The sequence below is a fragment of the Larkinella ripae genome (genome assembly GCF_054780775.1).
In genome coordinates this window covers 342,985-364,410 of sequence record NZ_BAAGVR010000014.1, presented here as the reverse complement: position 1 = coordinate 364,410, position 21,426 = coordinate 342,985, and the positions used below count along the sequence as shown (strand labels likewise).

14 protein-coding genes are annotated in these 21,426 nt (G+C 53.4%); 9 read left to right on the top strand and 5 right to left on the bottom strand.

Annotated elements, in window-relative coordinates; genetic code table 11:
* Nucleotides 1-15: 15 nt before the first annotated feature.
* The 3 genes from tatC to ACYVHX_RS08290 all read right to left on the bottom strand — a co-directional run bounded on the left by tatC (nucleotide 16) and on the right by ACYVHX_RS08290 (nucleotide 3,241).
* The gene (gene tatC, locus ACYVHX_RS08300) at nucleotides 16-894 is read right to left on the bottom strand and encodes a twin-arginine translocase subunit TatC (protein WP_460671168.1); all 879 of its coding nucleotides are present in this window, start codon (nucleotides 892-894) and stop codon (nucleotides 16-18) included.
* A gap of 95 nt (nucleotides 895-989) precedes the next feature.
* A complete protein-coding gene (locus ACYVHX_RS08295) occupies nucleotides 990-2,282 on the bottom strand; it encodes a serine hydroxymethyltransferase (RefSeq protein ID WP_460671167.1) in 1,293 nt (430 codons plus the stop codon).
* A gap of 89 nt (nucleotides 2,283-2,371) precedes the next feature.
* On the bottom strand, nucleotides 2,372-3,241 hold the full coding sequence (locus ACYVHX_RS08290) for a cupin domain-containing protein (protein WP_460671166.1): 870 nt from the start codon (nucleotides 3,239-3,241) through the stop codon (nucleotides 2,372-2,374).
* Nucleotides 3,242-3,384: 143 nt separating this feature from the next.
* On the opposite strand from ACYVHX_RS08290, the gene ACYVHX_RS08285 reads away from it, so the two are divergent.
* From ACYVHX_RS08285 to ACYVHX_RS08255, 7 genes are all read left to right on the top strand, one after another.
* A complete protein-coding gene (locus ACYVHX_RS08285; RefSeq protein WP_460671165.1) occupies nucleotides 3,385-4,221 on the top strand; it encodes a phytanoyl-CoA dioxygenase family protein in 837 nt (278 codons plus the stop codon).
* A gap of 219 nt (nucleotides 4,222-4,440) precedes the next feature.
* A complete protein-coding gene (locus ACYVHX_RS08280; protein WP_460671164.1) occupies nucleotides 4,441-6,606 on the top strand; it encodes a protein-disulfide reductase DsbD family protein in 2,166 nt (721 codons plus the stop codon).
* Between the two features lie 59 nt (nucleotides 6,607-6,665).
* Nucleotides 6,666-7,574: a TIGR01777 family oxidoreductase gene (locus tag ACYVHX_RS08275; protein WP_460671163.1), complete on the top strand. Its 909-nt coding sequence runs from the start codon at nucleotides 6,666-6,668 to the stop codon at nucleotides 7,572-7,574.
* A gap of 118 nt (nucleotides 7,575-7,692) precedes the next feature.
* A complete protein-coding gene (locus tag ACYVHX_RS08270; RefSeq protein ID WP_460671162.1) occupies nucleotides 7,693-9,639 on the top strand; it encodes a polysaccharide biosynthesis protein in 1,947 nt (648 codons plus the stop codon).
* Nucleotides 9,640-9,791: 152 nt separating this feature from the next.
* Complete coding sequence (locus ACYVHX_RS08265; RefSeq protein ID WP_460671161.1) at nucleotides 9,792-11,000, top strand: acetyl-CoA C-acetyltransferase; 1,209 nt, start codon at nucleotides 9,792-9,794, stop codon at nucleotides 10,998-11,000.
* Nucleotides 11,001-11,010: 10 nt separating this feature from the next.
* Complete coding sequence (locus tag ACYVHX_RS08260; RefSeq protein WP_460671160.1) at nucleotides 11,011-13,164, top strand: 3-hydroxyacyl-CoA dehydrogenase NAD-binding domain-containing protein; 2,154 nt, start codon at nucleotides 11,011-11,013, stop codon at nucleotides 13,162-13,164.
* A gap of 27 nt (nucleotides 13,165-13,191) precedes the next feature.
* A complete protein-coding gene (locus ACYVHX_RS08255) occupies nucleotides 13,192-14,688 on the top strand; it encodes a M20/M25/M40 family metallo-hydrolase (RefSeq protein ID WP_460671159.1) in 1,497 nt (498 codons plus the stop codon).
* 138 nt (nucleotides 14,689-14,826) lie between these two features.
* Here the strand turns inward: ACYVHX_RS08255 and ACYVHX_RS08250 are convergent, their stop codons facing one another.
* A complete protein-coding gene (locus ACYVHX_RS08250; protein ID WP_460671158.1) occupies nucleotides 14,827-15,471 on the bottom strand; it encodes a porin family protein in 645 nt (214 codons plus the stop codon).
* A 297-nt stretch (nucleotides 15,472-15,768) separates the two neighbouring features.
* Nucleotides 15,769-17,361, bottom strand: coding sequence for a MutS-related protein (locus ACYVHX_RS08245; protein WP_460671157.1), 1,593 nt, complete (start codon nucleotides 17,359-17,361; stop codon nucleotides 15,769-15,771).
* 390 nt (nucleotides 17,362-17,751) lie between these two features.
* Here ACYVHX_RS08245 and ACYVHX_RS08240 point away from each other — a divergent pair, with 390 nt between their 5' ends.
* Complete coding sequence (locus ACYVHX_RS08240; protein ID WP_460671156.1) at nucleotides 17,752-18,456, top strand: hypothetical protein; 705 nt, start codon at nucleotides 17,752-17,754, stop codon at nucleotides 18,454-18,456.
* A 338-nt stretch (nucleotides 18,457-18,794) separates the two neighbouring features.
* Nucleotides 18,795-21,254 (top strand): OmpA family protein, encoded by a 2,460-nt coding sequence (locus ACYVHX_RS08235; RefSeq protein WP_460671155.1) that lies wholly within the window; start codon nucleotides 18,795-18,797, stop codon nucleotides 21,252-21,254.
* The last annotated feature ends 172 nt before the right edge of the window (nucleotides 21,255-21,426 follow it).

Below are 21,426 nucleotides of genomic sequence, written 5' to 3'. Positions count from 1 at the left end.
AGCAGCCCTTTTCCTTTAATCTTCGTACCCGTCGGTTTTCATCAACTCCTGTTCGTCTTTCAGCCGCAACCGCTGCACATAGCCCGACACCCAGATACTGACTTCGTAGAGCAACGCCAGCGGAATCGCCACCAGAATCTGACTGTAAATATCGGGCGAAGGCGTGATAATGGCGGCAACCACCAGAATGACCACCAGGGCATGACGGCGATAAGCCCGCATGAACTGCGGAGTCAGCATACCAATTTTTGACAGCACGAAAGCCGCAATCGGCATCTGGAAGGTCAGTCCGCAACCCAGGGTCAGGGTGGCCAGGGTAGAAATGTAGGATGTAATGTCGAATTCGTTGACAATCCGGGGATCTAACTGGAAGTTAGCCAGGAAGTTGAGCGCCAGCGGGGAAACAATGTAGTAGCCAAAAAGAACCCCCGCGAAAAACAGGGTAGTTACAAAAAACACAGCACCCCGTGCGGCCCGGCGCTCCGACTGCCGTAAACCGGGCATGATGAAGCGCCAGAGTTCCCAAAAGGCGTAGGGAAACGCAAACAACAACCCGATCATCAACGAGGCTGTTAGTCCCATCGTAAACTGCCCGCCAACTTCACGGCTTTGAAGCGTAAAGTTTATTTTATCGACGCATAAATCGGCAAACCCGGTTTTTTCGGCCAGTTTACACATCATCCGGTACGTCCAGAAGTTGGGGCTTGAAGGGCCTAAAATAACCAGATCGTAGATCTCGCGAATGTAAATGAACGCCAGAATTGCAAAAACCGCAATGGACGCAATGGCCCGCACGAGATGCCACCGAAGCTCCTCTAAATGCTCGAGAAAGGTCATCTCCGACCCGTCTTCAACCTCGCTCTCGCTATCAAACTCCTGATCTATGGGCTTCATTTAACGTTTTGAATGAGTGAATGAGTGACTGAGTAAATAAGGTCAAAGATCACGCTTTTGTTGCGGCCGCTATTCGCTCAGTCACTCATTCAAAATTAATTATACAAGGGAAACGCTTTCATCCAGGAATTGATTTCATCCTTCACGTGCTGGATTTTGGCTTCGTTGTCGTGGTTCATCAACACCTCGTCTATATATACGACAATTTGTTCCATATCGGATTCTTTCATGCCGCGCGTCGTAACGGCGGCCGTACCCACCCGCATGCCGGACGTTACCATCGGCGATTTATCGTCGAACGGAACCATGTTTTTATTGATGGTAATGTCGGCTTTGATCAGCGTGTTTTCCGCCAGCTTTCCCGACAACCCTTTCGTGCGTAGGTCGATCAGCATCAGGTGGTTGTCGGTGCCACCCGAAATAATCTGGTAGCCTTTGGCCAGGAAGGCAGCCGCCATTGCCTGCGCATTTTTCTGAATCTGGTTGGCGTAATCGCCGAAATCGTCGGACAGGGCTTCGCCGAAAGCAATGGCTTTAGCCGCAATAATATGTTCCAGCGGACCACCCTGCGTACCCGGGAACACGCCCGAATCGAGCAGCGACGACATCAGCCGCAGTTCGCCTTTCGGCGTTTTAATACCGAACGGGTTTTCAAAATCGTTCCGCAGCATGATCATGCCGCCCCGTGGACCGCGCAGGGTTTTGTGCGTCGTTGTCGTCACGATGTGGCAATGATCCATCGGGTCGTTCAGCAGGCCTTTGGCAATCAGACCCGCCGGGTGCGAAATGTCGGCCAGCAGCAGGGCGCCAACGGAGTCGGCAATGGCCCGCAGCCGGACGTAATCCCAGTCGCGGCTGTAGGCCGAAGCGCCACAGATCAGGAGTTTCGGCCGTTCGCGCTGGGCGGTTTCTTCTACTTTATCGTAATTAATGAAGCCGGTTTCCTGCTCAACCCCGTAGAAGGTGGGCCGGAAATACTTGCCGGAAATATTGACCGCCGAACCGTGCGTCAGGTGACCGCCGTGCGACAGGTCGAAGCCCAGAATGGTGTCACCCGGTTTCAGGCAGGCCACGAAAACCGCCGTGTTGGCCTGCGCGCCCGAATGCGGCTGCACGTTGGCCCACGAAGCTCCGAAGAGTTCTTTGACGCGGTCGAGGGCCAGTTGCTCAATTTCATCAACGACTTCGCATCCTCCATAATACCGCTTGCCGGGTAAGCCTTCGGCATATTTATTCGTTAAGACCGTTCCGGCGGCTTCCAGAACCTGCTTGGAAACAAAATTTTCGGAAGCAATCAGTTCAAGACCGGACTCCTGACGGTGCTGCTCTTTGGCGATGAGCTCAAAAATCTGCGTATCGCGGGCAACGGAGGTGGCTGTAGTCGACATAATTAGCAATTAGCTATTCAGAAATTGGATAACGATTTGTAAATATCTACGGACAAAAGTACGGAGAAAAACAGCAATCTGGTTGTCTTCTACTTATTATGTTGAAGCGATTGGTATTTCAGGGGTGTCGTGCCATTGTGCAGCTTAAATTGGCGGTGAAAATGCGAGATATTGTTAAAACCGCACTCCAGTCCGACCTGGCTGATGCTGAGATCCGACTGCACCAGCAACTTGCGGGCGTGGCTGATTCGCAGCTCGTTGAGGTATTCGATAAAGGATTTGCGGGTGCGCTTCCGGAAATACCGGCAAAAAGCCGCCGGGGCCATTCCGGCCACGGAGGCCATGTCGTCCACCCGGATTTCTTCCCGAAAATGGGCCAGCATGTAATCCAGCACCCGCTTCATCCGCTCGGTTTCGGCTTCGCTGGCTTTCAGTTCGTAGTTGTCGCTGGCCAGCATCACCGCGTCAGGGTCGTCGGCCAGTTGTTCGAGCAGGTGGAGGAGCCGCAGCAGGCGCTCCAGTCCCTCGCAGTGGAGCAGGCTTTCCAGGACGGTTTTTACGTCGGCGGTTTTCTTCGCGCCAAACCGCAACCCGTAGCGGGCGCGGTTCAGCAGAGCCGAAAGCGAGCGGGTTTCGGGCAATTGCGGCAGCAGGCTGTCGCCTAAGGTCTTGGCAAACTGAACAACAATGGCCTCGGCCTGCTGGTCCGAATCCGGCTGGTAGTATTCGTCGTCGTTGCGCCAGAAATGGGGCAGATCCGGCCCCAGCAACACCAGGTCACCGGCGTCGAAGGGTTCGACATGATCGCCGACAAACCGCTTGCCGTGACTGTGAACGATATACGTCAGTTCGTATTCGGGGTGAAAGTGCCAGGGCGCATCGAAATACGGTAATTCCAGATGAATCACCCGCAGCGAGTTATGATCTCCTAACTCAATTTTTTCAAACAAAGCTTTCACATCGTACAGTATCTTTACTCACTACGAGTAATTGGGGGAACAAAAAGTCAAAATTATACAGGAATCGGAATAATTATTAAATTTTTACAAGAAACAATTGAATCAAATTTGTACTACTGATTTTTCCTAAACCATTGAATTGTATGCAAGTGACTGCTGACAGGACTTCGTTGCTACAAGAGCTGAATGAAGAGTACGCCGTCAGCCCGGAAGCGATTGCGTTTTACCGTAAAAACGGTTACGTGAAGTTAAAAAATGTGCTTAGTCCGGAAGTGCTACAGTATTACGGAGACGTGATTACCGACTTGGTGTTTAAGCTGAACACCTTAACCAAGTCCATGGAGGAACGAACGACCTACGAGCGGGCTTTCCTCCAGATTATGAACCTCTGGCGGGAAGACGAAACCGCCAGAGAGTTTGTCTTTTCGCACCGGCTGGCCAAAATTGCCGCCGATCTGATGGGCGCGGAAGGCGTCCGGCTCTACCACGATCAGGCGTTGTACAAAGAACCATCGGGCGGTTTTACGCCCTGGCACGCCGACCAGTTTTACTGGCCGCTGTCGTCGCCCAAAACCGCCACCGTCTGGATTCCGTTGCAGGATACGCCGATGGAGATGGGGCCGCTGGCGTTTGCCGAACAAAGTCAAAGCGTCGAAATTGGCCGGAATATGGAAATCAGTGACGAAAGCGAGAGCGTGCTGGCCCAGGAATTAACCCGCCGTAATTTTAACATCAATGATTCGCCGTTTGATCTGGGCGAAGTGAGCTACCACGCGGGCTGGACGTTCCACCGCGCCGGACCGAACTCGTCTGATACGCCCCGGAAAGTGATGACAATCATCTACATGGATCAGGAACAGACGATTACCAAACCGATTAACACGTATCAGGAAGCCGATTGGACGACCTGGCTCGAGAGTTTTCCGATTGGGAGCAAACCCGAGAGCGCGTTGAATCCGGTTTTGTTTGTCAGAGACTAACGAGCAGAGACAGGAGATAAGCGAACGGCGTCAAAAACCGCCTTTTGCCTTTTCTGTCTTTTTTCTAGTTCTGTAAAATAATATAGGTTGGTTGTGCAGAACACCCCGCTGGAGCTCCGGCAGGGTGTTTTTTTATGCGTTCGAGTGATTTGTGAAGCAATTGGAGATATTTTTGCAGAATCCGTGTTGTTAGGGTGGGCAATTCAGTAAGCCATTGCTATGAAACAAGTTAGTAGGTTATTTTCTTTTCTGACGGCTTTTCTCGTCGGGCTGACGACTTCCGCACAAATTCAGCCGGACCCGACGCACTGGACGTTCAGCGCGTCCAAAACGCAGGCTAAAGTCGGCGAAGTAATTGAAATCCGGATGAATGCCACGATCGACAAGACCTGGCATATGTATGCGTCGGATCTGAATCCGGACATTGGCCCGATTCCAACCACCCTGAAAATAAAGGAAAACGGCAGTTTTGAAAAAGTCGGCCCTTTTGCTTCCATCGGCCCGAAAGAAGAATTTGAAGAGGTCTGGGGCGGCAAAGTGCGGTTTTTTGAAAACAAGGCCGTGCTTATTCAGAAAGTCAGAATTTTGAAAGCCAATCCGGTGATCGAAGGCACGCTGGAATACCAGACCTGTTCGGGAACGACCTGTTTGCCACCGGCTGAAAAAGAATTTACGGTTTCCGTAAAAACCGCCGGCGTATCGGAAGCACCCGCATCATCGACCCCGAACCCGCCGGCGGCTGTTGCCAAAACCGCCGAGCCCGCGCCGGTTTCGAGCCCGCGCGATCCGGTTTCCAGCGTGGCGGCTGCGCCCTCAGCCGGGGCCGTTGCGGCCGATACGGAAACGGTAAAACCGGCGGAAAAACCGGTCGAACTTCCGCAACTGGCGGGCCCGTCGGAAAAACCGGACGAATCGCTGCTCGGGTTTATGCTGGCGGCTTTTCTGTCGGGCCTGCTGGCGCTGCTGACGCCCTGCGTTTTTCCGATCATTCCGATGACGGTCAGTTACTTTACCAAACAGGACAACGGCCTGTGGAAAGCCGTTCTGTACGGCTTGTCGATTATCGGCATTTACGTGCTGGTGGGCACGGTGGTTTCCCGGATCAACGGGCCGGCCTTTGCCAATTTTGTGAGCACGCACTGGTTGCCGAACGTCCTTTTCTTCGCCGTTTTCTTTGTGTTCGGGCTGTCGTTTCTGGGACTGTTTGAAATTGTGCTGCCCACCTCGCTGGTCAATTCGATGGATGCAAAAGCCGAAAAAGGCGGCACGCTGGGTATTTTGTTTATGGCGTTTACGCTCGTTCTGGTGTCGTTTTCCTGCACCGGCCCCATTGTGGGCAGTTTGCTGGTGGCGTCGGCGGGGGGTGAAGTGCTGAAACCCATTGTCGGCATGGCGGCTTTCTCGGCGGCTTTTGCCATTCCGTTTACCTTGTTTGCGGCTTTTCCGCAGTGGCTCAAGAGCTTGCCCAAATCGGGCGGCTGGCTCAATTCGGTCAAGGTCGTACTCGGTTTTCTGGAACTGGCGCTGGCGCTGAAATTTCTGAGTATTGCCGATCAGGTGTACCACTGGAACCTGCTCGACCGGGAAGTGTATCTGGCGTTCTGGATTGTCATTTTTGCGTTAATCGGTTTTTATCTGCTCGGAAAAGTCCGGCTGCCGCACGACAGCGAAACCAAAACCGTCAGTGTGCCGCGTTTGCTGCTGGCCATTGTCACCTTCGCGTTTGTGGTCTACATGATCCCCGGTTTGTGGGGCGCGCCGTTGAAAGCGCTGGCGGGTTATCTGCCCCCGGAGACAACGCAGGATTTCGGTTTTCGGGGCAATGCCAACACGGCGTCAACCGCCAATTCGCTATCGGAAAAACCGAAATACGGCGAGCTTTTCCGCTTGCCCCACGGATTGCAGGGCTTTTTTGATTACAAGCAGGCCCTGGCCTACGCGCAGAAAGTAAACAAGCCGGTTTTTATCGATTTCACGGGCCACGGCTGCGTCAATTGCCGGGAAATGGAAGCCCGCGTCTGGTCGGAAGATCCGATTCTAAGCCGGTTGCAAAACGATTACGTGATCCTGGCGTTGTACGTTGACGACAAAACCGAACTGCCGGAGTCGGAATGGTACACGTCGCCTTACGATCAGAAACAAAAGAAAACGATTGGCGCGCAGAATGCGGATTTGCAGATCGTTCGTTACAACAACAACGCCCAGCCGCACTACTGCCTGGTCGATCACGAGGGCAAGTTGCTGATTCAGCCGAAGAATTACGATCTGAACGTCAACACGTTCGCCGGTTTTCTGGACGAGGGCAAGAAAGCATTCGAGATGCCCGCAGCCGCCCAAACCGGGTCAGCCGCACCAACCCGGCCGGAAGTATCGGCCTTGAACTAAGCCGACCGCGTCAACAATTCGGTTCCACTGCTGGTTAAACAGGATCACACCGATCCGTCATGGCAACAACTGTTTTAATCACCGGCGGCACCGGCACCATTGGCCGCCGACTCACCCACCTGTTGCTTCAGCAAGGCTTTGCCGTCTCGCTGCTGAGTCGTTCCAAAAAAACCATTCCGAACGTAGCGGTTTATCAGTGGGATGTGGAGAAAGGGCATATCGATCCGCAGGCTATCCGCACGGCGGATCACATCATTCACCTGGCCGGAACCGGTATCGCCGATGAGCGCTGGACCCAAAAACGGAAGCGGCAAATCATCGAAAGCCGGACCCAATCAACCCAATTGCTGGCCAGCGCGCTGCGTTCCGGTAAACATTCGGTCAAATCGTTCATTTCCTCATCCGCCATCGGGTATTACGGGGGGGATACCGGCGACCGCCCGCTGACGGAGACCAGCGAAGGCGGCAGCGATTTTCTGGCCCAGGTGGTTCGTGCCTGGGAGCGTTCCGTCGATGAAATAGCCGGCCTGGGCATCCGAACTGTCAAACTGCGCATCGGCATTGTGCTGAGCATGGAGGGCGGTGCGTTGCCCAAACTGGTGCAACCCATTCGGCTCGGCGCCGGTGCTCCACTGGGCTCCGGGCAACAATACATGTCGTGGATTCACATCGACGATCTTTGCCGGATGTTCGTGCGGGCCGTAACCGACGCAAGCTGGCAGGGAATTTATAATGCCGTCGCTGATAAACCTGTGACGAATGAGACGTTTACACGTCAAATAATAAAGTCACTCAACAAGCCCCACTTACTACCGCGTGTTCCGGCTTTTGCCATCCGACTGCTTTTTGGTGAAATGGCGATTGTGGTTTTGGGTGGTAACTACGTGTTGAACAGACGAATACGCGAAGAAACTGATTTTCAATATACCTTTGGTGACCTGGCTAGCGCCCTGAAGGACTTGTTATAAACGGCATTCACCCAGCAGACATTAACTTAGGTTGATTGTAAATTTGCTTGCTAAAGCAATTGTAAAAATCAACGAACCACAACGCTAATGAAAACCGTATCCGCCGAATCGTAACCCAATGATTGAGCAGCTATTGAAAACGAGTGCTACCCGTTTCGTATCCAGTTATCTGGTCTTAAGCATTGATGTAATCATTTGCATTCTATCATTTTCGGTGGCTTACCTGCTGCGCTTTAATTTTGAAACAAACGGGCTAAACGGGGCCGATTTCCTGTATTGTCTGAACGTTACGGTTAGCATCCGATTGCTGTTTTTTCTGTTGTTCCGGTCCTACCAGGGCATCATTCGCCACACGAGCCTGGAGGATGTAACGTTGTTGCTTTATGGGGTGACGTTGAGCGCCATGGTTACCGCCCTGGGTTCTTTTTTGCTCTGGCAGTGGTCGGGACAGCGCCACGTTTACATCCCGGTTTCCATTTTGCTGATCGACTTGTTTTGTTGTCTGGTGATTTTGTCCGTCAGCCGGTTTATGGCGAAAGCCTTTTACTGGACTTTAATCGCCGGAAAAGAAGGAATTCGTCAGCCGGTTTTGATTTACGGGGCCGGCGACACGGGTTTGCTGACCCGGAACGCACTGGCCCAGGATTCGACCCAGCGGTATGCCGTCCTGGCGTTCATTGACGACAATCCGTACAAAATTCAGAAGGTGATTCAGGGCGTAAAAGTCATCTCGCGGCAGGAAGCCTACAAACGGTACATTCAGAATCAGCCGATTCGCCCGCAGGTTATTCTGGCGATGGGAGCCGCCGACCTGCACCAGAAGAATGAGATAACGGAGTTTTTTCTGCACCACCAGGTCAGCGTCAAAACCATTCCGAGTGTTGGCCAGTGGATCGGTGGCGAACTAAAATCATCGCAGATTCGGGATGTCCGGATTGAAGATCTGCTGGAACGGGAGCCCATCCGCGTCATCAATCCGGCTACGGGCCAGCAATTGCGGAATCGGGTGGTGCTGGTAACGGGGGCGGGTGGCTCGATTGGCAGTGAACTGGTTCGGCAGGTTATTCAGCATCAACCGCATACGGTTGTCTTGCTGGATCAGGCCGAGTCGGCCCTTTTCGACCTGGAATTTACCCTGCGCCGGGAGTGTAAAACCGCCCTGGCTTACACCCGGCTCGTGTTGAAAATTGGCGATGTGGCCGACGAAATCCGGATGCAGCATATTTTCCGAGACATCAAACCGGATTTTGTGTTTCACGCGGCTGCTTATAAGCACGTTCCGCTCATGGAGCAACATCCGTACGAAGCCATCCGGGTCAATGTGCTCGGGACGAAGATCGTGGCCGATCTGTCGCTTCAGTTCGGCGTTCAGAAATTCGTCATGATTTCGACCGATAAAGCCGTTAACCCGACCAACGTCATGGGAGCGACCAAGCGCCTGGCCGAAATGTACGTGCAGAGCCTGAATCATGCCGACGAAAAATTACACCGGACCCGGTTTATCGCGACCCGGTTTGGCAATGTACTGGGTTCTAATGGGTCAGTTTTGACGGTTTTCCGGCAACAGATCCAGGCTGGTGGCCCCGTTACGGTCACCCACCCGGATATCATTCGCTATTTTATGACCATTCCCGAAGCCTGCCAACTGGTGCTCGAAGCCGGAACCATGGGCAAAGGGGGTGAAGTGTTTGTCTTCGACATGGGAGAACCCGTGAAGATTGCGGAGCTCGCCCGAAAAATGATCCACCTTTCCGGGTATACCGCGGGTAAGGAAATTCAGGTGGTGTATACGGGGCTACGGCCGGGCGAAAAACTGTTCGAGGAGCTGCTGAACGATGATGAGCAGACCCTGCCCACGCACCACCCCAAAATTATGATTGCCCGCATTAACCCGCCGGAGCGTCACGAAATCAACGCGGTCGTGGAGGAATTACGCTACCGACTGGCGGAAGGCGATGCCAACAAACTAGTACGAATCATTAAATTGGTCATTCCGGAATACATCAGTAAAAATTCCGTATTTACTTCCCTGGATGCGCAGAAAACGGAAGCCCTTGAGTTCTAATGACCTCTCATTTTCTGGGACAAAAAGAAATATCCCATTCTGCCGACCGATTTTAGCCGAATAGCTTGCGGTCTATCCGTCCTACCGGTAAGTTTGTTTTCTGGTGATTGGCTATTCGCATCGCATTGCCAGATCCAACAAGCGACACCTTTATGGCCGAAGCCTTCATTTATGACGCTGTCCGGACGCCCCGTGGGCGGGGTAAAAGTGACGGCTCGCTCCACGACGTCCAACCGATTCAGTTGCTGACGGCGGTTTTGCGGGAACTCAAAAACCGGAATCAGCTCGATACCGCCCTCCTCGACGATGTGATCATGGGCTGCGTGACGCCCATTGGCGAACAGGGGGCCGACATAGCCCGCACCGCCGTGATCGAAGCCGGTTATGCCGAAACCGTTGCGGGTGTTCAGTTAAACCGCTTTTGTTCTTCCGGCCTGGAAGCCATCAACATGGCGGCTGCGTATGTGCTGGCGGGTCAGTTTGATGCAGTCATTGCCGGTGGGGTGGAGTCGATGTCGCGGGTTCCGATCGGTTCCGATGGTGGGGCGCTTTTCATGAATCCGCAGATTGTAGCCCGGCATCAGATTGTTCCCCAGGGTATTTCGGCTGACCTGATTGCGACGAAATACGGGTTTAGCCGGGCCGATGCCGACGCCTTTGCCGCCGAATCGTACCGCCGGGCGATGGTTGCCCAGCGGGAAAACCGCTTTGTACGCACGCTCCTCACTCTGAAAGACGATCTCGGTCTGACCCTGCTCGACCGCGATGAAGGGGTCCGGCCCGGCACGACGGTAGAAAGTCTGTCCAAATTAAAACCGGCTTTTGAAAGCGCGGGAAAGATGGGTTTCGATGCGCTGGCGCTGCTCAAATACCCGGATTTAACCCGGATCAATCATGTTCATCACGCGGGCAATTCATCGCAGATTGTCGACGGAGCCGCCGGGCTGCTGATCGGCTCGAAGACGTTCGGCGAAAAAACCGGTCTGAAGCCCCGCGCCCGCATCAAAGCCTTCGCCGTGATCGGCACCGAACCTACCATCATGCTCACCGGTGTTGTTCCAGCGACGCAAAAGGTGTTAAAAAAAGCCGGAATGCAAGTCCGCGACATCGACTTGTTCGAGGTAAACGAAGCGTTTGCCGCCGTTCCCTTGTTTTACATGGACCAACTGGGTGTTGATCATAACCGGCTGAACGTCAACGGGGGAGCCATTGCGATGGGGCACCCCCTCGGGGCTACGGGCGCCATGCTTTCGGCCACGCTGCTGGACGAACTGGAGCGTACCGGCCAGCAAACCGGTCTGGTGACCCTCTGCGTGGGCGGAGGAATGGGCGTTGCTACGGTTTTTGAACGGGTTCACTAAGCCATTGACCATGATTGATTACACCAAAAACCGCCACATTGCCATTCTGAGCTGGAACATGACCAGCGCACCGATGAACGTGCTCAACGACGAGTCGATTCCGGCCCTGGAAGCCGCATTGCAACGGGCGTATACCGACCCGGAGGTAAAAGGAATTGTCGTTACGTCGGCGAAAAACGAGTTTATCGCCGGGGCGGATTTGAAGATGATCCTCCGCAATAACGACAAAGAGCCGGCTGAAATGCTGAAGGTTTCGGCGGAATTGAACCGGATTTTTCGGGCCATCGAAACGTCCGGAAAACCGGTCGTGGCCGCCATCAATGGCACGGCTCTGGGCGGAGGGTACGAATTGTGTCTGGGTTGTCATCACCGCGTTGCGCTTGAAAATCCGAAAGCCCTGATCGGTTTGCCCGAAGTAACGCTGGGTCTGCTGCCCGGCGGGGGCGGAACCCAGCGGCTGCCCCGGATGCTCGGGATGGAAACCGCCCTGCCGTTGTTGCTGGAAGGCAAACGGGTTGGCCCCAAAGAAGCCCGCACGCTGGGGCTGGTTGACGAGCTGGCGGTTTCGCGGGATGAACTGCTGGAAAAAGCTTTTGCCTGGATCGAAGCGAATCCCGAACCCCTGCAGCCCTGGGATGAGCGCGACAAAAAAACCGGTAAAATCGTCGGCCGGGAGCATTTTAACGTACCGGTTGGGGCGGTGCAAAGCCCGGCGGGTGCCCGGATTTTCGGGGCCGGAACGGCAAGAGTGATGGAAAAAACCCGGGGAAATTACCCCGCTCCGCTGGCTATCCTCTCGTGCGTGTACGAGGGCTTGCAGGTCAACATCGACCGCGCACTGGTGATCGAAGCCCGGTATTTTGTGCAGGTGGCCACGTCAAAAGTGGCAAAAGGCCTGATTCAGACAATGTTTTTGGGGCTGAACGAAGCGAACAAAGGCACGGGCCGCCCTACGGATATTCCGCCCACCGAAGTCAAAAAACTGGGCGTTCTGGGTGCTGGCATGATGGGTTCGGGCATCGCCTACGCAGCCGCCCTGGCCGGGATTCAGGTCGTGTTGAAGGATGTGTCGGTCGAAACGGCTGAAAAAGGCAAAGACTACACGCGGGCGGTTTTTAAAAAAGCCATCGAAAAGGGCAAAGGAACGCCGGAGAAAGCGGAAGCAGTCCTGAAGTTGATTCAGACCACCGCCGATGTCGACACTCTGAAAGGCTGTGATCTGATCATCGAAGCGGTTTTTGAAAACCGGGAGCTGAAAGCGCAGGTGACGCAGGAAGCCGAGCCCCTGCTGGCCGATCAGGGTGTCTTTGCGTCAAATACGTCAACCTTGCCGATCAGCGGACTGGCGCAGGCGTCGGCCCGGCCCGGGCAGTTCATCGGCCTGCATTTCTTTTCGCCCGTCGATAAAATGCCGTTGGTTGAAGTGATTCGCGGAAAGGAAACGTCGGCGTATGCGCTGGCCTTTGCGCTGGATTTTGTGAAGAAAATCCGCAAAACGCCAATTGTGGTGAATGATTCGCGCGGATTTTTCACGTCGCGGGTCTTTAGCACTTACACGGCGGAGGGGCTGGAACTGCTGAAAGAAGGGGTGAACCCGGTTTTGATCGAAAACGCAGCCAGAAACGCCGGGATGCCGCTGGGGCCGCTGGCCATTACCGACGAAATAGCGCTGGATCTGGTGTATAAAATCTCGGGGCAGGGCGTTCGGGATGGGGTGCTCACCGAAGCGGACACGGCTTACCAGATTGCCCGGACGTTTGTGGAATTGGGCCGGTCGGGAAAAAAAGCAAAAGCCGGTTTTTACGATTATCCGGAAGGGGAAACCAAGGTTCTCTGGCCGGGTTTGCCGACCTTGTTCCCACCTCTTGACGAGCAGCCCGCGCCCGAAGTGATTCAGAAGCGGCTTTTTTACCGCCAGGTGCTCGAAACCGTGCAGTGCTTGGAAGAGGGCGTGATTACAACGCAGCGGGATGCCGACATCGGCTCCATCCTGGCCTGGAGTTTTCCGGCGTACACGGGTGGGGTGTTGTCATTTGTCAATTTTGTCGGAATAACGAACTTTGTGCAGGAAGCCGACCGGCTGGCCGACACGTACGGGGAGCGGTTTCGCCCAACCCGGCGGCTGCGGGAGATGGCCGAACGCGGTGCAAGTCATTTTGAATAAACCATCACCAACAGATCATCAACGACCATGCTGAAAGCATACAGTCTGTCACTCACCGGTTTTTTAGTTGCTGCGATGACGGTGGCGCAGCCGGTTTCCAAACTGCCCGAATCCAAATTGAGCCGGGCCGAACTCGAAGCGCAGATGCGGTTTCTGGCCGCCGATGAGTTGCAGGGCCGCCGGACGGGCGAACCGGGTAACCTGGTGGCGGCCCGGTATATTGCCGAGCAGTTCCGGGCGCTGGGCCTGAAACCGGTGGCGGGCCAGCCGGATTATTTCCAGAAAGTGCCGTTTCTGCAGGCCAGACCGGCGGCCTACGCGCGCCTGCGGATTGGCGCCGATTCGTTGCAGCTGGGCAATCAGTTCGTGGTGATCAGCGGACCAAAAACCGATCTGAAAGCCGAGACGGTTTACGTCGGCTACGGCCTGACCGACGCGGCTGACGGCTATAACGGGCGGGATGTGCGCGGGAAAATCGTCGTGGCGCAGGTGGGTTCGCCGGAGGCCACAACGAATCGCGGTTTGCTGGCCGCTTCGGAGCAAAAGCGAAAGCTGGCGGCCGGTAAAGGGGCCGTAGGCCTGATTGAACTCTATACCAGAGGTACGTATCCGTGGCCGATTGTGACGCGCAGTTTTCAGGGTGAACAACTGACGCTGGCTGCTTCCACCGACTTGCCCGGCCTGTTGCACCTGTGGGTCGATAACGGCAAAAATCAATTGGGCAATTTAAAAGAAGGCGCTAAAACCGTCAGTATCCAGACCTCCGGGCGGGCGCAGCGAATCATCGACGCGGTCAATGTGGCCGGGGTGATCGAAGGAACGGACCCGAAACTCAAAAATGAATACGTGCTGCTGTCGGCCCATTTCGATCATGTGGGCGTCGGCAAGCAGGGCGGTCAGCCGTATACGTCAGCGGACAGCATCTTCAACGGTGCGCGCGACAACGCCTTCGGAGTCGTTGCGCTGCTGGCATCGGCCAAAACGTTACAGGCGCAACGGCCCAAGCGGTCGGTTTTGATTCTGGCGTTGACGGCGGAAGAACTGGGCTTGTTGGGCAGCCGGTATTACGCCGAACATCCGTTGATTCCGCTGAAACAAACCGTCTTTAACCTGAACAGCGACGGCGCGGGTTACAACGATACAACGATTGTCTCCGTGGTTGGGCTGAACCGAACGGGCGCAAAGGCCGAAATCGAAACCGCCAGCAAAGCGTTTGGGCTCGGTGTTTTTGCGGACCCGGCGCCCGAACAAAACCTGTTCGATCGCTCCGATAACGTCAATTTTGCGGCTAAGGGCGTACCGGCCCCAACGTTCTCGGCCGGTTTTAAAGCGTTTGAAGACGATCTTTTCAAATATTATCACCAGGCGGCTGATAATCCGGACACGATTGATTACCGGTATCTGCTTAAATTCTGTCAGGCGTTTTCGTACGCGGCCCGGCTGATTGCCGATAAACCGACCCGGCCGCAGTGGGTAGCGGGGGACAAATACGAAGCCGCTTCCAAGGCGTTGTACGGAAATTGACGGACTAGCTGAAAAAAATTAGCAGGGCGTCATACCTGTCGAATGAAGAATGCCGAATGTAAAAGTTCTGGCTTGCGAGAGACTTTTACATTCGGCATTCTTTGTCAGTCCGGCGACCCGGTTTACCGCTACGATTTATTAATAATTCCGACCGACGCCAAAGCTATAGCCGAGCGTGAAGGCGAAGGTTGAGTTGCCGAGCCAGGGCGCGGGATTCGTGCGAACGTTTGTGATGCCGAGCGTATACCGGGCGTCGATCAGGAAACGCTGACGGTCTTTGACCTTGAAATTGGCCTGAAAACCGGCGGTGCCGCCCAGATCAACAGACTCAAATTCTTCTTTGGTGTCAGAATCCGGATACGATTGGCCCTGATAGATGGATTTGGTGCGCTTAGCATCCAGCAAAATTCCGAGCGACGGACCAATGAACAAATTAGGCCGGAAATTGCCGCTCAGATTCAGGTAATAACGGGCAACAACCGGAATTTCCAGGTAGTTGAGGTGCTGGACGTGGCTGCTGCGATCACTGGGGTTATCGTATTTCCCACCTCGTTGCGAATACAGGATATCGGCCGAAATGCCAAAGTGGTTGATGGCGCTGTAACTGACAAAACCGCCGGCCACCAGACCCAGCTTGGCACCATAATAACTGCTTTTTCCATACAGGCTTGACACGTTGACCCCAATGCGCGGGCCGGCGCTCCAACGCTGGCGTTGCTGGGCCAGCAGGGTAGTCGCACTGGCAACCAGAAAAAGCATTCCAATTATTATTCCTCTTTTCATTGTGCAATTTAATTGAGTCATTCTCATGAAGTGGGTTTGATTAACATTCATACAACTGTTGAGGCTACAAAATGTTTATGCCTACGCTAAAGGGCGCAAAGATAACGGTTTCGACAAAATTACGAAGTCTTAAAAATACCGTTTGATCGGAAAACCGTCCAGCCGGGGTTTAAAACCTGCCTGAACCATAGATCTTCAAAATGCAATTTCCTGTCCGACAAACCCACGTACAATTAGGGCGGTTGTCCGGGCGTTTGCGGATCGGTCCGGCGAGATCAGGACCGAAAACCCCCCGGTTTAATCGGCCGTACCGGTCATTTTTTGGGCCATAACTTTGGCTTCGTCGATGATTTCCGACGGATATCCGTTCAGTTCCAGAATTCGAATGGCATTCCGGGTTTTAAGATTTCCTGCTTTGAGTTTATAATCAAAAGCGATGGCGTCATGGTCGACGATTTCGGTAAAATGATACAAATTAAACGTCTCTTTCAGGTAGTCTGTCAACTCAATATCGTGGGTACAGACAAAAACCAGGTGTTGATTTTTGTTCAGATACGTCAGCACCGCTTTCCCGGCCGCAATCCGTTCAATGGAATTGGTTCCCTTGAAAAGTTCGTCCAACAGAAAAAGCGTTTGATAATCAGAGGAGGATGCTTCAATCATTTCCCTGATCGTTTGCACTTCTTCAAAGTAATAGCTTTTATCATTCAACAGATCGTCGGAAATTCGGATGGCCGAAAAGATGCGGGTTGGAGCAAGGACGAACTCCCGGGCAAAACAGGTATTGATGGTCTGGGCCAGAATCGCATTGATGCCGACGGCGCGGATAAAGGTCGTTTTACCCGACATGTTTGATCCCGTTATCAGCGCTGATTTGCCCATTAAGGAAATCGAGTTGGCGACCGAATTGATGATCAAAGGATGGTATAAGTCGACGGCCGTTAAACTTTTCTGGGTGTCCGTTATAGCGGGCTGGCAGTAAGTCGTCAGCCCGGCCCGTAGCGAGCTGATGGAAAGCGCGGTGTCGGTCAGGCCGACGTATTGAAAAACGCGCTCAACATCCGCTCGTTTCGTATCCAGTTGCTTTAATATGTGAAACAACAGCAGCGGTTCAAGCAAAAACAGGGCTTTGAAAAGCTCCGTAATCGCTTCTACGACCATGCCTATTTCACTTTCCAGTTTCGCATTCAACTTAAAGAAAAACATCGACTGGCCTACTTCATCCACGGTCTGGATGGCCCGGTTCAGCTCATCCGTATCCGGTTTGAGGACTTCGTGGCTGAGGATTTCTTTGGCAACCTGATTTAAGAGAAGAAGCTGCGGAAGCGAAAGAAGATAGTGGTATACGTTTTTCTTGTTCCAGTAATGAATTCCGTAATTTACCATCAGCAGAAGTGGTAAAACCAAGAGCACTGCCGAGTAAAAAGGAATCAGAATGATCAGAAACAAACTTGCCACGGATAACCACCTCGCAAACCGGAACCAGTCGGGCGGTTGTAGATGAGGTTTTAAAAAGAGCGAAGGAATGTAGTACGCATCCTGGTGAGAAAGCCGGTGCAGATGAAGACCAATCGTTTCCCGCAGTTCCGGATCGTTCTGAAACGCCTGGGTAAGTTGTTCGAGCCGCTGATTGCCGGTATTAGTCAGATCAATTTTTCGGAGTTTCGCGTATAAAAATTGCTGGCCTACCCGGGAAACGGTCCGATCCACGAACATGAAGATTTCGTCAAAATCGAGGTCGTGATACGTTTTATCCGAAATAACCTGCGCGTCAGTTTTCGTGCGGTTTACGAAATAGTATTCAATCAGGGAGAATTGAAAGGATTGCTGTTTTAGTTTACCGTAACTGTCTTTTAAAAACGCGCTTATTTTTTTAGCTGATTGAAACATTTCGAAGAATGATTGACCACCCTATCTGCCTTTTCGTGGAAGAAACCGTAAGTTCATCAAAATGGCAGGTTCTGCTCCACAAATTGGACAAACGGTTGATTCGCACGGCGGGCGGGTGGCTAGCGTGGCCTTGCCCACAGCCGGTGGATGGCCCAGTGGCTGCCTCGTTTTGAAAACCGGACGTGAAGCCACGACGAGGTCCGCATCGACCCGGAGGAGGACTGAGGTGAAAGTATTCGTTTGTTTAAACCGCTCATTTTCTGTCGAATGGTTCGGCAGGGTCGAAAAAACCGGGTGAAAAAAGAAACGGTCTTCCAACGATCCTTTCGCCAGCGGGGTCATTAAACCGGTAGCTACCACACACCTTATTTTCAACGAAAAATTACAAAGATGAACGTAGTTAAATGGACCGTTGCCGCCCTGTGGTTGTTTATGGGCGCAGCGTGTCAGGACCGTGAAGTGGGACCGGATGGCCCGACGACCATCGTTAATTCGGATTTTAAGGCCAATACCGACGGCTGGGCCGCCGAAATCACCGATTATGCTCCGGCTCAGGAAGAGATCATCGAATTTCAGTCCGGACACAAAGCCCTGCCGGCTCCCCTGGATGAATCCAAAAAATCGTTTATGATTTCGAGCCATAACCGCAGCGACGATCTGTTCATGTTCCTGAAAAAGAAAGTGACAGGTTTGCGGCCAAATCAGACGTATCAAGTAACGTTTGAGATCGAACTGGCGTCCCAGTATGCCACCAACAGCTTCGGCATTGGCGGTTCGCCGGGCGGCAGCGTTTACCTGAAAGCCGGTGCTTCGGCTCTTGAACCAAAGAAGATCAAGGAAGGCGACCATTACCGGCTGAGCATCGACAAAGGCAACCAGCTGGAAGGCAGCGCGGCTGTGCCAACCCTGGGAAACATCGGGGCCGGAGAGGACGTAACGCAGTACAAACTGATTCAACGCACGACTCCGCAACCCATCACCGTCAAGACCAACGACGGGGGCGAACTCTGGCTGCTGGTCGGCACCGATTCCGGTTTTGAAGGACTGACGACTTTGTACTACAACAAGATCAAAGTTTCGGCCGAATTACAGTAAACCATTTATTGCGGGTGTAAGGCCGTCTGATAATTTATCAGGCGGCTTTTTTATGGGATCGCCGGTGGGCCATTCAGAGCCTGTTGGCTGGCATGATTTGTGCACCGGTTGATTGAGTACCAGAACTGGTCTTTTAGCAATTAATTGTTTGTTAAAGCAATAATAATTTTGAATGCTCACTATTTTTGGCTTCCGTGAAGCTGATGAGATGCCGAACGTCGGTACGACTTCTGGACGAATGATACGGGTGACGAGTCTGAAAACCGACTCATGGCCTGATAAAGAACTAACGACTGAACCCGGTTCGATGGGCCTTTGGCTCCGGACCCCATTTTCTTATGGGCACTTGTAATTACACACGCTGGCGTAAACTGCTTTTTTTCTGCGGCCTGGCTGGTTGGAGTACCGGCGTCAGCTTTGCGCAATCCGATACGTTGCTGTTGCAGGCAAACCGGCAATATACCCTCAAAGCCTACGCGCGGGCGATCGAACTCTACACGCAGATGTTGAGTGAATCGTCGGGGAAACTCACGACGGACCAGCGCATCACCGCCCTGGCCAACCGGGCCCATGCCTACCAATTGTCCGGCGACCTGAAAAAAGCCGAACAGGCGTACCAGGAAGTAATGACGGGCGCCGAACTAACGGGCGCTCAGGCCGCCACGTACCTGCATTATGCCCAGACACTGGCCAGCAACGGGAAGTACAATGAGTCGCAGTTGATGTACGACAAATACAATACGCTGAGAGACAAAACCGCCGAATCAGCGCCCTTTGTTGAGCCGGCTTCGGGCGTGATTGGAAAGAAAACTCCCACGCGCTACCGGCTGGACGTGCTGTCTCTGAATACATCGAATGCCGAATTCAGCCCGATGTATTACCGCGACGGGCTGGTTTTCGTGTCGGGAAAAAAAGCCGGTGCCGCCATCGAAACCGCCGGGAAGGGCGGAGGGGGCAGCTACCTCGATTTATTTTATGTGCAGGATCGGCAGCAGCTGAAAACCAGCCAGATTATCAAACCGGATGGGACCGTTGTAAAACCGGCGCCGACGGCCGCGGTCAAAAACCGGTCGGCCAGCCCGCGCAGCCGCGCATCGGCCAATGACTCCCGCACCCTTGGCGGCTACGAAGGTGGAATTAATATTTCGGACGGGCTGCGGTACTCGAAAACCGTTCAGCCGTTTAGTCGCGCCATCAACAGCCGGTATCACGAAGGACCGGTTACCTTTTTTAATGATGGTTATCAACTTGTTTTTACACGCAATAATTACGACGGCCGGCGGGTGCGGCAGAGTTCGGAAGGCGTCACCAACCTGAAACTGTATACCGCTGTTCAGCAGAACGACCTCTGGACCAATATTGAAGAATTGCCCTTTAACAGCGATGATTACTCGGTGGGGCACCCGGCCCTGAGCAAAGACAACCGGCTGCTGTTTTTTGCGTCGGATATGCCCGGTGGCGTGGGCGGGACGGATCTGTACGTTTCCCGGAATGAAAATGGCAAGTGGACCAAGCCGGTGAATCTGGGAAAGGGAGTCAACACCAAAGGCAATGATTTATTTCCGTTTATCGACGAGCGCGGCAACCTGTATTTTGCCTCCGACGGCCGGAAGGGCCTGGGCGGACTGGATATTTATTATGTTCCGCTGACCAATGGAGTGGTGACCGGTGCGGTTGAACACCTGGAAGCGCCCATCAACTCGGAAATGGACGATTTTGGGTTGATTACCGACGGCAACCGCAAAGGCGGTTATTTCAGCACCAACCGGCAAAAAGGCAATGACGATATTTTCCGGTTTACCCGCGAAAGCTCGCTGTACGGTTGCCGAAACCTGACCATACGGTTTTACGATGAGGTGACGAAACAACCCGTTGACAGCGTGCAGATTGACATCAAGGCCCGGGGAGATGACCGCAAAAACCGGGCGGTTGTTACCCGAAAAGATGGCCTGGTGCAATTGTGTCTGGAGTCGAACAATGACTTTACGTTCCGGGCGGCCAAAGACAGTTACATAACCAGTACGGTCGGTTTTTCAACCCATTCGTTAACGGACGATTCGCCCTCGCGGCTGGAAATTGCGCTCAATCAGCCCCCTAAAATTGTGGATACGGTGCAGTATGTTCCTCTTGAGCCAAACGAAGGTTGGGATATTGTTGATTCACAGAAGGCGCGGGTACGCGGTACAGTGATGAGTGAACAGAATCAAAAACCGATTGAGGGCGTCACGATTAACCTCAAAAATGATTGCGATGGCATGATCCGGCAGTTTGTTACCGGAGCCGATGGCCGGTATGAGTTCGAACTAACGGAAGGCTGCGATTACACGCTGAGTGCCTCGAAAGAACGGTACGGGACCAATACGAGCCGCATTAAAAAAATCAGCACCAAGGCCACCACCAAAGTGCTCTCGGCCGATCTGAACATGCTGCGCGTTGGTGACATTGTTCAGTTGGACAACATTTACTACGATCTGGACAAATGGAACATCCGTTCGGATGCTTCCCGCGAGCTGGATAAACTGGTGGCGACCATGCAGAAATACCCCTTGTTATCTGTCGAGATCCGCTCGCATACCGATAGCCGGGGCGATGCGGTTTATAACCGCTACCTGTCGGCGCAACGGGCCAACTCGGTGGTTAGTTACCTGGCATCAAAAGGCATCAGCCGCAAACGGATGGTAGCGGCTGGGTATGGCGAATCGGTGTTGTTGAATGACTGTGCCAATGATGTTGACTGCACGGAAGCTGAACACCAGCGTAACCGCCGAACCGAGTTTAAGGTGCTGTCGATCAAATAATGCCAAACGCTTGTCGATCCATACGCTTTTCAACTTGTCTTTCCGTCGCTGAACCGGCCCGTGAGGGTTCCAAACCCGTTTTTTGGCCATAACTCGTCTAAACCGCCGGCGTTTCCTGAACAGGACCGAAGTTCGTACGATGCGGTTTTCTGGCTTTGCGAACCCGGTTTCG